At 40.1% G+C, this 15,005-nt stretch carries 16 protein-coding genes; 3 read left to right on the top strand and 13 right to left on the bottom strand.

Annotation, left to right across the window (positions count from 1 at the left end):
• Positions 1-2: 2 nt before the first annotated feature.
• From I6F41_RS02595 to I6F41_RS02580, 4 genes are read right to left on the bottom strand one after another with little or no spacing between them, the layout of a single operon-like run.
• Complete coding sequence (locus I6F41_RS02595) at positions 3-446, bottom strand: DUF4426 domain-containing protein (RefSeq protein WP_011329255.1); 444 nt, start codon at positions 444-446, stop codon at positions 3-5.
• A 58-nt stretch (positions 447-504) separates the two neighbouring features.
• A complete protein-coding gene (locus tag I6F41_RS02590; RefSeq protein ID WP_011329254.1) occupies positions 505-1,038 on the bottom strand; it encodes a YggT family protein in 534 nt (177 codons plus the stop codon).
• 12 nt (positions 1,039-1,050) lie between these two features.
• On the bottom strand, positions 1,051-1,872 hold the full coding sequence (proC, locus tag I6F41_RS02585; protein ID WP_011329253.1) for a pyrroline-5-carboxylate reductase: 822 nt from the start codon (positions 1,870-1,872) through the stop codon (positions 1,051-1,053).
• 17 nt (positions 1,873-1,889) lie between these two features.
• The gene (locus I6F41_RS02580; protein ID WP_011329252.1) at positions 1,890-2,603 is read right to left on the bottom strand and encodes a YggS family pyridoxal phosphate-dependent enzyme; all 714 of its coding nucleotides are present in this window, start codon (positions 2,601-2,603) and stop codon (positions 1,890-1,892) included.
• Positions 2,604-2,605: 2 nt separating this feature from the next.
• On the opposite strand from I6F41_RS02580, the gene I6F41_RS02575 reads away from it, so the two are divergent.
• Both I6F41_RS02575 and I6F41_RS02570 read left to right on the top strand, forming a co-directional pair.
• Positions 2,606-3,646, top strand: a complete 1,041-nt coding sequence (locus I6F41_RS02575) for a type IV pilus twitching motility protein PilT (protein ID WP_041454575.1) — start codon at positions 2,606-2,608, stop codon at positions 3,644-3,646.
• Between the two features lie 9 nt (positions 3,647-3,655).
• Positions 3,656-4,792: a PilT/PilU family type 4a pilus ATPase gene (locus I6F41_RS02570; RefSeq protein WP_011329250.1), complete on the top strand. Its 1,137-nt coding sequence runs from the start codon at positions 3,656-3,658 to the stop codon at positions 4,790-4,792.
• A 66-nt stretch (positions 4,793-4,858) separates the two neighbouring features.
• On the opposite strand, the gene ruvX is transcribed toward I6F41_RS02570, so the two are convergent.
• The 6 genes from ruvX to I6F41_RS02540 form a co-directional block, all read right to left on the bottom strand.
• Positions 4,859-5,308 (bottom strand): Holliday junction resolvase RuvX, encoded by a 450-nt coding sequence (gene ruvX, locus I6F41_RS02565; protein WP_011329249.1) that lies wholly within the window; start codon positions 5,306-5,308, stop codon positions 4,859-4,861.
• A 12-nt stretch (positions 5,309-5,320) separates the two neighbouring features.
• Positions 5,321-5,878 (bottom strand): YqgE/AlgH family protein, encoded by a 558-nt coding sequence (locus I6F41_RS02560; protein ID WP_011329248.1) that lies wholly within the window; start codon positions 5,876-5,878, stop codon positions 5,321-5,323.
• A gap of 140 nt (positions 5,879-6,018) precedes the next feature.
• Entirely contained in the window at positions 6,019-6,969 is a 951-nt protein-coding gene (gene gshB / locus I6F41_RS02555) for a glutathione synthase (RefSeq protein ID WP_089368758.1), read from the bottom strand.
• 54 nt (positions 6,970-7,023) lie between these two features.
• Positions 7,024-7,758, bottom strand: coding sequence for a 16S rRNA (uracil(1498)-N(3))-methyltransferase (gene rsmE, locus I6F41_RS02550; RefSeq protein ID WP_011329246.1), 735 nt, complete (start codon positions 7,756-7,758; stop codon positions 7,024-7,026).
• Positions 7,759-7,830: 72 nt separating this feature from the next.
• Complete coding sequence (locus I6F41_RS02545; RefSeq protein ID WP_089368757.1) at positions 7,831-8,310, bottom strand: hypothetical protein; 480 nt, start codon at positions 8,308-8,310, stop codon at positions 7,831-7,833.
• 67 nt (positions 8,311-8,377) lie between these two features.
• Positions 8,378-9,271, bottom strand: coding sequence for a DUF350 domain-containing protein (locus tag I6F41_RS02540; RefSeq protein ID WP_011329244.1), 894 nt, complete (start codon positions 9,269-9,271; stop codon positions 8,378-8,380).
• A gap of 79 nt (positions 9,272-9,350) precedes the next feature.
• Between I6F41_RS02540 and glnE the strand changes: the two genes are divergently transcribed.
• A complete protein-coding gene (gene glnE, locus I6F41_RS02535) occupies positions 9,351-12,146 on the top strand; it encodes a bifunctional [glutamate--ammonia ligase]-adenylyl-L-tyrosine phosphorylase/[glutamate--ammonia-ligase] adenylyltransferase (RefSeq protein WP_182683911.1) in 2,796 nt (931 codons plus the stop codon).
• Positions 12,147-12,213: 67 nt separating this feature from the next.
• Here glnE and I6F41_RS02530 read toward each other — a convergent pair whose 3' ends face one another.
• The 3 genes from I6F41_RS02530 to I6F41_RS02520 form a co-directional block, all read right to left on the bottom strand.
• A complete protein-coding gene (locus tag I6F41_RS02530) occupies positions 12,214-12,780 on the bottom strand; it encodes a toxin co-regulated pilus biosynthesis Q family protein (protein ID WP_182683912.1) in 567 nt (188 codons plus the stop codon).
• A gap of 48 nt (positions 12,781-12,828) precedes the next feature.
• Entirely contained in the window at positions 12,829-13,752 is a 924-nt protein-coding gene (lpxL, locus tag I6F41_RS02525; RefSeq protein ID WP_182683913.1) for an LpxL/LpxP family Kdo(2)-lipid IV(A) lauroyl/palmitoleoyl acyltransferase, read from the bottom strand.
• Between the two features lie 101 nt (positions 13,753-13,853).
• Positions 13,854-15,005: TolC family outer membrane protein (locus tag I6F41_RS02520; protein ID WP_231613353.1), on the bottom strand; the 1,152-nt coding region annotated here is incomplete at its 5' end.

Genomic DNA, 15,005 nt, shown 5'->3' with positions numbered 1-15,005 from the left:
ATTTAATCTACGTAAAATTTTTGCTGAAACTGTAATTTTTGAAATTGTGAGTCTTGCTGTATTTCAATCTCAAAACGTAAAACTTCTTCGTTAGTGTAGTTAACTTGAGCAAGGTAATAAATTGCATCGCCTTCAATTACTTCTTTAAAGTTAAGCGTTTGTTTATTGCCGAGTAGATTTTTAGCTGTGCCTTTTAGCACGGCCTTTTGCGCCGTGTTATTGGTATCATTAGCTAATATAGATATATTAACAATCCCTTTGTAGCCGCTACGCTCAAGGCCATAAGCTTGGGCTATTTTAGGTTGCACAAAGGTTGAAGGAAAAGCGATGTAATGTACTTGCCACTGACCTAACTCTTTGTACTGCGCGCCGGAAACTTGCTCACTGTGGGCATTAAAGGTAAAAGCTAAACAGGTAATAAAAAACAATTTAATTAACCGTTGCATAATTAACTCCTAAAAAATAAAAAAGAGGTCTTGTGACCTCTTTAGCTAAAATAAGCGCTTAAACTAACAGATCCATAAGCAGCATTTGTAAAAACTGAATACCAATAATAAGCACTAAAACCGATAAATCTAAGCCACCTAGCGATGGTAGAATTTTACGAATAGGTTTTAACATAGGTTCAGTCAGCTGGTGGAATACCGCTTCTATTGGGTTGTAGCCTTGGCTAACCCAGCTTAGAATAGCGCGAATAATAAGTACCCAAAAAACTAAGTTTAAACCTTCTTTTAGTACGGTGATTAATGCTTGAATAAGCACAGGTTGTATAGCCCATGACTTATAAATAAGCCACATAAGCACACTTATTTTGGCTGCGGCAACAAAAAATGCCAGCAATAGCGAGGCTAAATCAAGGCCTCCAAACCCAGGAATAATTTTACGCAGTGGCTTTACTGCGAAAGAGGTGGCTTTAACCACAAATTGGCTCATTGGGTTGTAAAAGTCGGCTTTTGCCCACTGTAGCCAAAAACGCAGTAATACCACCATTAAAAATAGATCAAACAGGGTACTGATTAAAAATTGCATGGCATTCATAATTTAACCTTCTTAAAGTTCTTGTTCCATTTGCTGTGCACGCGTAATACACGCATCCATGGCATCGGCAACGGTTTGGGTTAAGCCTTTATCTTTTAAATGCTCAACGGCTGCATGCGTAGTACCACCTTTAGATGTTACGTTTGAGCGTAACTGCGAAATGGTTATATCGGGTTGGCTTAGTGCCATTTCGGCAGCGCCAAGTGCTGTTTGTTGTACTAAGCGACGTGCATCTGCATCGTTAAAGCCCAGTGCTTTGGCTTTCTCTTCTATGGCTTCCATAAATAAGAAAAAATAAGCAGGCGATGAGCCTGTAACTGCAATAATATCGTTAATTTGCGATTCTTGCTCAACCCACACTACAATGCCAGTGCATTCAAAAACTTGTTGTACAAATTCGTGCTCGCTTGGCGTTTCGCCAGCGCCATATAAACCGGATACACCACGGCCAAGTAGCGAAGGTGTATTAGGCATACAACGTATCATTTTCACGTCTTGGCCAAGCATTTCGCGCAAACGTTTTACGGTTAAACCAGCTGCTACTGAAATAAACAGTTTATCGCTAAAGTCGACACCCGACTCTTGAAACGATTTACATAAATCGCCCATCATTTGTGGTTTAACAGAAAGTACAATTACGTCAGCATCGCGCAGGGCTTCGTTATTGTCACTGGTGGTTTTCACCTTGAAATCGGCTGCCACTTTGGCCAGCTTTTCTTGGTTACGGTTTGTGGCAATAATATTGTTTGCATTAAACCCATTTTTTACCATGCCACCAATAATGGCGTAGCTCATATTACCTGTGCCTATAAATGCGATTGTTTTATCTGACATATATCTGTTATCACCTTTTAAGTTCGTGTGCCAAAAATGTCTGTGCCGATCCTCACCATGGTTGAGCCTGCACTAATTGCAGCTTCAACATCATTGCTCATCCCCATCGACAAAGTATCTACTTGAGGATATTGGGTCTGTAGTTTATCAAAGCAAGTTTGTAATTGCTTAAAATATTGAGTTTGCGTTGTAATATCATCGCTTTTAGCCGGAATAGCCATTAGTCCGCGTAAAGTTAATTGTTCACATTGGTTAATAAAACTGGCCAGTTCGGCTACTTCATTAAGCTGGCAACCCGACTTAGCCTCTTCATTACTAATATTTACTTGAATAAGCACATTAAGCGCGGCTTTATCGGCTGGTCGTTGGCTGTTTAAGCGTTTCGCTATTTTAATCCGATCAACACTTTGTACCCAAGCAAAATTGGCGGCCACTAATGCGCTTTTATTTGATTGAATAGGGCCAATGAAATGCCAAATGATATCGCTATATGCGTGTAGTTGCGCTATTTTATCTACAGCCTCTTGAACATAAGACTCACCAAATTGGCGTTGGCCATGCTTGTAGGCTGCAATAATATCGGCACTTGGTTTGGTTTTTGATACTGCAAGTAAGGTTATTTCGTTACTATTTCGTTGGGCGTTTTTTGCCGCTACTGCAATTCTAGCGTAGGCGGATGTGAGTCGTTCTGCTATTGTAACCATATATTTATCAGTTAGTTGTGGAGTCATAAATGGATATTACCGAATTATTGGCGTTTAGTGTGCAACACAAAGCATCCGATTTACATTTATCATCAGGGGTTTCACCTATGATACGCGTAGACGGCGATGTGCGGCGTATTAATATACCAGCACTAGGAGACAAAGATGTAAACAACCTAGTTTACGATATTATGAACGATAACCAGCGCAAGGACTACGAACAAAATCTCGAAGTGGATTTTTCATTTGAAGTGCCTAATTTAGCACGTTTTCGTGTTAATGCTTTTAATACTCATCGTGGCCCAGCCGCTGTATTTCGTACGATCCCCAGTGAAGTGCTCACACTAGATGATTTAGGTGCTCCCGATATTTTTAAAACCATTGCCGATAACCCTCGCGGCTTAGTATTAGTAACTGGCCCTACAGGGTCAGGTAAGTCGACAACATTAGCGGCTATGGTTGATTATATAAATCAAACAAAACATCACCATATTCTCACTATTGAAGATCCAATAGAGTTTGTCCACGATAACAAATTAAGTCTGATTAATCAGCGAGAAGTACATCGCGACACACATAGCTTTAAAAATGCGCTACGCAGTGCACTTCGTGAAGATCCAGATGTAATATTAGTTGGTGAATTACGTGATCTGGAAACCATTCGCCTGGCAATGACAGCAGCCGAAACTGGTCACTTAGTATTTGGCACTTTGCACACCACCTCTGCACCTAAAACCATTGACCGTATTATAGATGTATTCCCAGGTGAAGAAAAAGCCATGATCCGCTCTATGCTCTCGGAATCATTACGTGCGGTAATTTCGCAAACCCTGCTTAAAAAAATTGGCGGTGGGCGAGTAGCTGCTCACGAAATTATGCTTGCAGTACCTGCTATTCGTAACTTAATTCGTGAAGATAAAGTGGCGCAAATGTACTCGTCTATTCAAACTGGCGCTTCGCATGGAATGCAAACGATGGATCAATGTTTAACAAACTTAGTTAATCATGGCATTGTTACCAATATTGCAGCGCAAGCTAAAGCGCAAGACAAAACTCAGTTCGGTGGTTAAGGAATACTAATGGCTTTATCTTTAAATAACTTTTTACAAATAATGATAGATAAAAAAGGCTCTGATTTATTTGTTTCAAGCCAACTGCCTATCAGCGCTAAAATTAATGGTGAATTAACCCCGCTTGATGATGAGCCGCTCAGCGATGAGCAATCACTTGAGTTGGTTGAATCGGCAATGAGTGAAAAACAAAAAGCCGAGTTTCATACAACGAAAGAATGCAACTTTGCGATTGCCACTGACGAAGGACGTTTTCGTGTTTCGGCATTTTGGCAGCGCGATAAAGCGGGCATGGTTATTCGTCGTATTGTTACTAAAATACCTGAAATTGGCGAACTTGGGCTGCCGTCTACACTTACCGATGTGATTATGTCGAAACGTGGTTTAGTGCTATTTGTGGGGGGAACCGGTACGGGTAAGTCAACCTCACTTGCTGCACTTATTGGCTATAGAAACCGTAATCAGCGCGGACATATATTAACCATTGAAGACCCGATTGAGTTTGTACACGAACACCGTAAAAGTATTATTACTCAACGCGAAGTAGGGCTAGATACCGAAAGTTTTGAGTCAGCGCTTAAAAGCTCGTTACGCCAAGCACCCGACGTAATATTAATAGGCGAAATACGCTCACAAGAAACCATGGAGTATGCATTAAGCTTTGCAGAAACAGGGCACTTATGTGTGGCTACCTTGCATGCAAACAACGCTAACCAGGCGATAGATCGGATCATGCATTTAGTGCCAAAAGAAAAGCACGATAAGCTTAAGTACGATCTAGCATTAAATTTACGCGCTATTATTGCCCAGCAGCTGATCCCCACATCTGACGGGCAAGGTCGAGTTGCTGCTATTGAAATATTACTTAATTCACCTATGGTTGCAGAGCTAATTAAAAATGGTGATATAGGCGGTATTAAAGAAACCATGGCTAAATCGAAAGAAATGGGTATGCAGACCTTTGATCAGGCCTTATTTGAGTTGTATAAACAGCAACGAATCAATTATGCAGATGCATTGCACCATGCCGATTCGGCGAACGATTTGCGCTTAATGATAAAGCTGCGCAACAATGAGCAGCAAGGGGCGGGCTTTTTACAAGGGGTCACTATTGATGGCCTTGATGATAAAGGCAATATTAGTTAAGTTAAAGAGAAGGCTTTGGGTATCAGCTTAAAAGCTCTGATATTCAAAGCCTAACACCTAATATTTTCACTCACCGTAACTTGTTTCAAAAAAGCTCTCTAAAATAATCACCGCAGACATGTTATCTACTTTGCCTTTGCCTAAGTTTTTATAACCGCCTTGCTCAAACAAGCGCGCTTTAGCATCGGCGGTGGTTAAGCGCTCATCTTGTGTTTCTACCGGTATGGCATAGTGATTGTGTAATCGATTAGCAAACTTTTTAGCTTTAAAAGTTACCTCTTGGGCGGTGCCATCCATATTTAGCGGTAAACCTACCACCATTAAATCGGGTTGCCATTCGTTTACTTGTACTGCTATGTCATCCCAATTAGGAATGCCATCTTGTGCTTTTACAGCTTTAAGGCTCGATGCGCTGCCAGTGAGCTCTTGACCTATAGCAATACCAATACTTTTGGTGCCAAAGTCAAAGCCCATTACAGTACGCTGGCCTTGCGGCTTGAAGTTTTTTTTTGTCATAAGTTTATCTTGTTAAGCATGACCAGCTTCAGGGCTGAGTTGACTTATATCAAAGCCCAGCATAGAAACTGCTTTTTCCCAGCGTTTTTCAACGGGGGTGTCAAAAATAATTTTCGGATCAGCTTTAATTATCAGCCAGCTATTATCCAATAGCTCTTGTTCTAATTGACCTTGCTCCCAGCCAGAGTAGCCCAAAGTAATAATAAATTGTTCAGGTGCTTGTGCTGTGGTTAACGAAGCGAGTACATCTTTAGAGGTGGTGATCATGATATCACTGCTGAGCGCTTGGCTCGCAGAGTAACCATGCTTTGGAGAGTGCAGTACAAAACCACGGTCGGTTTTAACCGGCCCGCCAGCATATACGCTAACTTGCGCTGCTTGCTGAGTTTTGTCGTTATCAATTTCTATTTTATCGAGTAACTCACCTACGGTAATATTAATAGGTTGGTTGATTACCAAGCCCATAGCCCCGTCTTCATTGTGCTCACAAATATAGGTAACAGCACGTTTAAAAAAAGGGTCTTGCATCGACGGCATTGCGATTAAAAAATGATTTTCTAATGACTGCATAGATTTCACCCTTTTTAGTTAATGAATTTTTAGTATGGCACATACCCATGTTTTTAAAACAAAATAAGCACTTTCATACGATTTAAAAATAATGAATACCTTAAACCTTACAATATGAAAGCGCTTTTAATAACGCTAACTTATTTAGCGAGTCGTTTTTCAATTGCGTCAAATAAAATACCCGTAATTGAAATATCGTACGCCGCTTCAATTTCTTTAACACAGGTTGGTGCGGTTACGTTAATTTCGGTTAATTTGTCGCCAATAATATCTAAGCCGACAAAAATTAGGCCTTTTTCTTTAAGTGTTGGTGCCACAGCTTGTGCAATTTTTAAATCGGATTCACTTAAAGGACGTGCTTCGCCGCGTCCACCTACGGCTAAGTTACCGCGTGTTTCTCCGTTTTGTGGAATACGCGCCAAGCAATATGGAATTACTTCGCCATCAACAACCAATACGCGCTTATCGCCTTGAGTGATCTCTGGAACATAATTTTGTACCATGGCAAAGCGACTGCCGTGCTCGGTTAATGTTTCACAAATTACACCAATGTTAGCATCGTCTGCTTTAACTCTAAAAATCGACGCGCCACCCATGCCATCAAGCGGTTTTAAAATAATGTCTTTATGCTGCGCTAAAAACTCACGAATTTGCTTTTGGCTGCGCGTTACTAAAGTGTCGGGCGTGTGTTCGCTAAACCAAGCTGTAAACAGCTTTTCGTTTGCGTCGCGCAGGCTTTGTGGCTTGTTAACTATGAGTGTACCTGCTTGTTCGGCACGCTCTAAAATATAAGTTGCGTATATGTATTCGGTATCAAAAGGGGGATCTTTACGCATTAAAATAACGTCTAAATCGCCAAGTGCAATAGTGGTTTTTTGCTCAAGCTGGTACCAATTGTTTGGATCGTCAAAAACCTGTGCTTTTGCAGCTGTAGCATATGCCTGACCTTGGCGTAGTGAAAGATCATCCATTTCCATATAGTAAATTTCATAGCCACGTGCTTGCGCTTGCATCATCATTGCAAAACCAGTGTCTTTTTTAATATTAAATCCGCTAATAGGATCTGAAATAATGCCTAACTTAATTGCCATGCGCTGTGCCTTAATATGAATATTAATATATATATGTGGGTACTTTTAGTTATTTCAATTAGCTAAGTCGCCAAACTGCAGCTGTAATGCACTTAAAACAGTTAATGCTGCTGTTTCGGTGCGTAATACGCGCGGGCCTAAGCGAATATCTACAAAGTTTTGTTGCTTTGTTTGCGCCATTTCCTCATCAGTAAAGCCGCCTTCAGGGCCAACTAAAAAGCGTACGCCATCTTTTGGGACGGTAATTGTTTTGATACTGTGCTCGGCACGTGGATGCAAAGTGAGCTTAATTGCTGCACTTTGCTGTGCAAGCCATTGCTTTAGATCTACCGGCGGATGAACAACAGGTACAAAATTACGCCCAGATTGCTCTGCGGCGGCTATGGCTATTTTTTGCCATTGTTGGTGTTTTTTATCAAGTCGATCGCCCATCAATTTAACGCCGCAACGCTGACTAAAAATAGGGGTGATTTCGGTAATACCCAGTTCCACCGATTTTTGAATGGTAAAATCCATTTTATCGCCACGGGATACGCATTGGCCTAAGTGAATTTTTAAGGGCGACTCTACATCATGAGTATTTAGCTGTTGTGGCATAACCACGACATTTTTTTTAGTCACCTCAATAATTTCACTAAGGTATTCACCGCCTTCACCATTAAAAATAGACACGTGCTCGCCTACTTTCATTCGCAATACTCGGCCAATATGCCCTGCAGCGTCGTCATCTAATGTAACGGGAGTGTTTAAGGCAATACTCGATGCCTGATAAATATGAGGAACTCGCATGTGGTATCACTTATTGGTTAGTGCATAAAAGTTATATGCCGCTATGGTAAGTAAGCTGTGAGCTAGGTGCAATTATTTATTTTTATTAAATTGCTCATCAGTCTCTATTAGGTTTAGTGACGCTTGTGCTATATCGGTATGGCACGATAAGTGATTTGAATGCCCTGGGTCTGTTACTGGGCTAAACGAAAAGCCATTTTCGTCTTGGCTAACTAAAAAGCGACTTTTGTGTAGTGAGTTATAAATAAAGCGCTGTTTATCATCGCCAAGTAAGTAATCAACACGGTTAAATAATACGCCTTTAATTTTATGATGATCATGCAAGTAGGTAGCGAGCTCTGATACACTAATTTCATTTTCAAAGTCGCAATAGCAGTAATCTTTTATAAGTTCATCAAACATCATTTTTACTAACTGCCGGGTGTGGCTACCAGCTGCTATTAACCCGCTGGGTGATTGGCTCTGAGCATGATTAAAAGAGTACTCAGCAAATGCTCTGCTAAACTCATTATCTATATCAACTAACAGATAATTGGTTACATCAAATAGCATAAGGCCCCATTACACTTAAGCAAAGTGTTCACAAGCTGATTAAATATTATATTTAATCAGCTTGGTGTTAAATTGAAAACATACTAATAAGCAAATAACCTACAGCACAAAAAACCGCAAATTCGATACAAGCAATACCAATATTATCTTGATGATCAATTTCCAGCGAAGTATCGATATTTGGTAACGAAATCTTTTTTATTACATAAGTTAAACTGTAAAGTAGCACCCACATTACACCGCAATGCATCACGAGTGTAAATAAATTTTCGACCATCTTACCATTTTGAAACGCTGCGCTGGACAAACCAGCATACGCGGCCAGCGATAAACCAATTGATTTACCCGCGTAACGAATACCAATAGAGGTATTTTCAAGGCCAAAGTTACTTTGTAGCGATGCGCCTTGGTTAGCTTTGGCAAAGTGGTATTCACGTATTTTACTATCAAAAGCAAACATACCTTGTAGTACAAAAAAACTTACAAAGGCAATGAGTAAACTGCTAAAACCTTGAGTGTGAGTCCAAGTGTAAAGCCCTAAAGTAATAATACAGTTTGCAATTAACATACCTGAGTCGACCAGTGCGGCGCAGACATTTTGTTTTAAAATAGCGGCTTCTTCATTAAAGCGATGCAAAATCCATTTGCGATGAATTAAGTGACCTACTTTAATAAATAAAAATAATAAAACGATTAAAAAGATCACTTTTAATGGGTTCGATTGCGCTGTGCTTATGCTTATTTCATCAAATAAAAATGCTACTGAGGCAATCACCACCGATATTTCTGAGGCAAAACTAATCCCCATTGCAAAGTTATCATGCTGCGCTAACTCATCTTTAAGCGCTTGTTTTGCTTTTAGTTGAGTGGTTATTCTTAAGCTCATTATGATCACGCAAATAACAATAAAACTAATAGCAATCGCAAGTAAACTAGTGTTAGATAATGACAAATATGACATGGTTTTCCTAAGTAGTATTTACCTTAATAGGTTTTTAATCATTCTAGTACGGTTATTGATGATATAAAAGAGAGTATTGATGAGTAACGTAAAGCAACTTCCCATTCAATTACAAAAACTTGGCGAAACACGCTTCGAACAGCTTTATCCACAACAAAAGCAAGAATTAGCGCTGGTACGGTTATTAGCCTTGAGTGACTTTGCATGGCGCTGTTTAACATCGCAACCTGAGCTAAAAAACTGGTTATTATGTAACACCGAAATTAAAAATAGGGTGATTGCAGCTCCTTTTATTGACTTAGACCTAAATAATATTGATGAGCGCGATTGCCATAAATTACTGCGGCAATACCGAGAAAAGTACTGGCTTAAAGTGGCTTTTTTAGATTTATGTTGCGACAACCCAATTGCCGATAGTATCAAGTATGTAAGCCAATTAGCAGATAACCTAATAGAAAGTGCAAATCAGTGGGCTTATACACAGGTGGCAAAAACCAATGGTGAGCCTTTAAATGAACAAGGTCAGCCATTGCCTTTAATGGTGTTAGGAATGGGTAAGCTTGGCGGACAAGAGCTAAATTACTCATCAGATATAGATCTTATTTTTGCCTATCCTCGCAATATTAAAACCCAAGGCGGGCGTCGCTCGCTCGAAGCTCAAGTGTTTTATACCAAAGTGGCGCAAAAGTTAATAACCGCACTTAATCAAGTGACCGTTGACGGCCAAGTATTTAGAGTAGATATGCGACTGCGACCTTTTGGCGAAAGTGGCCCGTTAGTTATGAGCTTTAATGCAATTGAAGATTATTACCAAGAGCAAGGCCGTGATTGGGAACGTTATGCCATGTTAAAAGGGCGCTTAATTGGCACGCCTAACATTTATTTTAGCGAGTTTAACCAGCTATTAAAGCCGTTTGTATATAGACGCTATATTGACTTTTCGGTGATTGAGTCGCTGCGAAAAATGAAGTTGATGATTGCTCAAGAAGTACGTCGTAAGCGCCTAACCAACAATATAAAACTAGGCGCAGGCGGAATACGAGAAGTTGAATTTATTGTACAAGCACTACAAATGGTACGTGGTGGGCGAGAGGCTAATTTGCAAACTCAATCATTATTACACGCCCTTAAAGAGCTTAGCTTAAGCCAAGTAATTGATGAGCTTGAAGCAAAAGATCTGCAAAAAAACTACTTATACCTGCGTAAAGTAGAGCAGTACCTACAAATATTTGATGACCAACAAACGCAAACCCTCCCGGATGAGGAGCTAAATCAGCAACGTTTAAACTATTTACTCAATCAGCCCGACTTTAGCGCTACGTTAAGCTATTTAGAGCATGTAATGGGGCAAATTCATAATGAGTTTAATCATGTAATAGGGGAGGAAACCGAGCCGCTAGATACTTGCGAAGGCGCATTTATTAGTACTTGGGATCATGGTGATGTGAGTTTTTTAAATGATCCCAGGGAAGATTGGCAAACACCACTACACGACTTTAAACAACGTATATCTAAAGCAAAAGTGGGTAATCGAGGGCGTAATATTCTTGATAAATTAATGCCGGTTTTACTCAAACAAATGAACGACTTTAATGCCACTGCCGAAACATTTAATGTTATTTGCCAAATACTCAATAAAATAATTTCGCGTACCGCATATTTAGAGCTGTTATACGAAAACCCAGGTGCCTTAAAGCAGTTAGTATTATTGTGTTGTTATAGTAAATGGATAGGTGAGCATATTTCGCTTTACCCTATTTTGCTTGATGAGCTAATAGACCCCGCAGTACTTTATAAGCCAACACCTTTAAGCGCCTATAAAGACGAAATTAGGCAATATTTTTTACGTATTGAGCCCGACGACTTAGAAATGCAAATGGAGGCGTTACGGCAGTTTAAACAAACGCATCAGTTACGAATTGCCGCTGCCGATGCCACCGATGTTATGGATGTAATGAAGGTGAGCGATCATTTAACGGCACTGGCGGAGGCTATTGTCGATCAGGCCGTTAATATTGCATGGCACAATTGTGTAAAACGCTTTGGTATGCCACCTAGTACTAACGACGAAAGCAAAGGTTTTGCGGTTATTGCCTATGGTAAAACCGGTGGCTTTGAAGTGGGTTATGACTCTGATTTAGATTTAGTCTTTGTACATAACCACGATGGCAGCAGCCAAACTAATGGTGTAAAGCCAATAGATTCAAGGCAATTTTATTTAAAATTGGCGCAACGTTTAATGCATTTATTTAATACCCGAACCGCTTCGGGGATTTTATATGAGCTTGATACACGACTACGCCCTGAAGGCGCATCGGGGTTACTGGCAATTAACCTAGAGAGCTTTAATCATTACCAACAAACACAGGCATGGACGTGGGAGCATCAAGCGCTAGTGCGAGCTAGGCTGATTTTAGGGCAAGCTGAATTTGTTGAGCGTTTTGCGCAAATTCGTAAAAATATACTGTGTCAGCCGCGCGATAAAAAAGTGCTCAAAGACGATGTAATAAAAATGCGTGAAAAAATGCGTGAACATTTAGCAACAGGAAATGAGCAGCAATTTGATTTAAAGCAAGATGTTGGCGCAATGACAGATATTGAATTTATTACTCAGTACTTAGTGCTAAATTATGCGCAACAATTTGAAGAGCTATGTGTGTATTCCGATAACGTCAGAATTTTAACTGATGCTGCAAAGCTTGGCTGCATTACCAAGGCGCAAAAGCAGCAATTAATTCAGGCGTATATTAATTACCGTTCGCGCTATCATGTGTTGAGTTTAGATCAGCAAGGGCGCTGCACAGAGCGTGCACAATTTAGTGATGACATTAAAAATGTAACTGCAATCTGGCAAACTGTGTTTGAATTAAGTTAACTTGAACTTTGGTTAAGCGCGCGTCACTTTGATACTCAGATGAGTATCAAAGTGCTAATTATTAAGTTCAAGCTTTAAGTTGTAAGCAGTTAGTGCGAACAAATTCAGAAGGTAGTTCAGTAATTACGGCCGCGCGCTGTTTATGACATAAGTAAGTGTATACTTCGTTTTCAAAGTCGTCGTTAATTGCACGCCCTACTTGATACAAGGTAGAAGTGAAATTGCTATCGACTCTAAAATGATCTTTAACGACGTAATCTTTACTTAAATACCAATATAACTCTATGCCTTCATTACTGGCATATTGCGATAACGCCTTTTTTAGTGTTGACCCGTTTTCAAAGCGTCGAGGCTCAATTTTACCTGTCCAGGTTTTTGGAATCGGTTCAATAATACGCATGCGCTCAGCTAAAACACGCTCAAGAGTTTGTTCTGGCTTTTTAAGCTGCAATACAAACTTACCTTGCTCGTCGCTCACTTTATTACGAATTGAAGAGTAAAACCGACTTAATCCTTGCGCCGCTGCATTGTTTGATTCTTTAAAATCAAATACTGGACCATCACCTAATAAAAAGTAGACTGCGAGAATTATTAGCCCCGCAGCCAGTGATAAATGTTTAATCCAGAACCACATAGTTGGTACTCATTTTTATTTTTATTATCTATTGTTATACCATTACTTTTAATAAAAAGAAGTGCTATTTTCATCGGGGCGTGTTTTAAAGCGGCGGTGTAGCCACATATATTGCTCAGGAGCGGCATTAATTGCTTGCTCTATACGTTGGTTAACACGAGTGACATCGGCTCTGTTGTCGCCACTGGGGAAGTTTTCAAGTTCAGGTAATACTTCTAAGTGGTATTTACCGTGTTCGTCGCGACGGCTAACTAAACTAACTGTTTCACAGTGCTTGCTGGCTGCAAACATTAGCGTTCCTGTGGTTGTTGCTGTGTCTGGTACGGCAAAAAATGGCACAAATTCACAATGCTTACGACCATAATCTTGATCAGGTAAGTAGTAACATATTTTTTTGTTTTTAAGTGCTTTTAATAAACCTTTTACGTCTTTTCGGCCAATTAAATATTCGTTAGAGCGCAAGCGACCATTGGTAGTAAAGTATTCCATAAGCGGATTGTTGTGCGGGCGATAAAAACCTAAGCCTTGGTATTTTAATCCCATTACACGGCTCGCCATTTCAAGATGCAAAATATGCGGAACTAGCATTAACACGCCTTTGCCCGACGCTTGAATGCGCTCAAAGTGCTCAAGCCCTTTAATTGAACCGTAAGCTTTTTGTACTCGCCACTTTGGCCACCACCATGCCATACCGGTTTCGACCATGGCCATTCCGGTATTTTCCATGTTTTTTAATACTAATGCTTGTTGGTCTGCTTCGCTCATATCTGGGAAGCAGTGTCTTATATTTACCTCAGCAATATGGCGGCGTCGCTTCATATATTTATGTACTAATCGGCCAAGCTGCTTGCCCATTGCTAGTTGTAGCTTTTGTGGTAGCCACGAAATTAAATATAAAAAGAAAACACCCACCCAAGTTAACCAGTAACGAGGACCAAAAAAAGATATTTTAAAAGGAGATGAGGTAACCACAAAAAATTCTCTAATAATAAAAACGCTAGTTTAACGCTAAGCGCTATAAAACACAAAAAGCCAACAAAATGCTGGCTTTTTAGTTACTAGACTAAGCTGTGTTAAATTGCGTTTAAACCTTTATTAATCGCCATTAAGTCAGCATTTGTCAGTGTTCCTGTTGCTTGTTTTAAACGCAGCGTAGATACCACGTAGCGATAGCGAACATTGGCAAGGTTACGTTTTGCATTGTACAAGTTTTGTGTGCTAACAAGTACATCAACAATAGTACGAGTACCTACTTCAAAACCTGCTTCAGTTGCTTTAAGTGCACTCTCGGCAGATATAACCGCTTGCTCTAGCGCTCTAAAGGTCGCTATATCTGAAACCACTTGATTATAAGAAGTAATAACTGTGCGTGTAACTGCGCGATAGTTAGTTTCGTAATCTTGGCTTGCAGCGACGTAAAATGCACGTGCTTGATTAGTTGCAGCAACCGTGGCACCACCTGAGTAAAGAGGCACACTAAAGTTAATACCTATAGTGGTCGAATCGGCACGAGGTTGGTTATCAAAACTTGCACCGTTTGTGTCGCGATTGGTTAAAGAATCACCGTAACGCGCATCAAGTGTTAATTTTGGGTAGTGGCCTGCTTTCGCTAGCTCAATTTGATCTTTAGCTATATCAACTGTGACTTTTGCTACTTGTAAATTTAAGTTCTTTTCTTCAGCCACTTTAACTAAGTCGCTAGAGGGTTTATTTGGCTTTACAGTTGAAAATGTTTCGGTATTTAAAACGTCAAGTTTTGCGTGGTACTTACCTGTTATTTCGCGCAGTAGTTCACGTGCTGTTTCTACGGCATTACCGGCAACAATTTCTTGTGCTACTGAGTTATCAAACTGAGCTTGCGCTTCGTGTACGTCGGTAATAGCAGTTAGGCCTACCGCGTAGCGTTGCTTTGTTTGCTCTAATTGGCGTTCAATAGCGCGCTTTTCAGCTTTAACAAATTCAAGGCTATCGATAGCACTTAATACATTAAAGTAACCATCGGCAACACGTACTATTAAATCTTGCTTAGCAAAATCGTACTGTGCACTGGCTTGTAAAGCTTGTTTATCAGCAATACCTAGGTTATTCCATGCGCCTAAATCAAACAGTGTTTGGCTTAAGCTAACACCACGAGTGAATTGGTCAGTATCGCTTTCTAGTTTAACTTGGTTGAAGGTACTTTCATCAACTTGAAAAGAGGTAGAGTCACTTTTTTTTTTTTTTTT

It is taken from the genome of Pseudoalteromonas sp. SCQQ13 (assembly GCF_015864415.1).
GTDB classification, from domain to species: Bacteria; Pseudomonadota; Gammaproteobacteria; order Enterobacterales; family Alteromonadaceae; genus Pseudoalteromonas; species Pseudoalteromonas nigrifaciens.
Note: the sequence above shows the minus strand (reverse complement) of the source record. Positions and strands in the feature narration are given on the sequence as shown.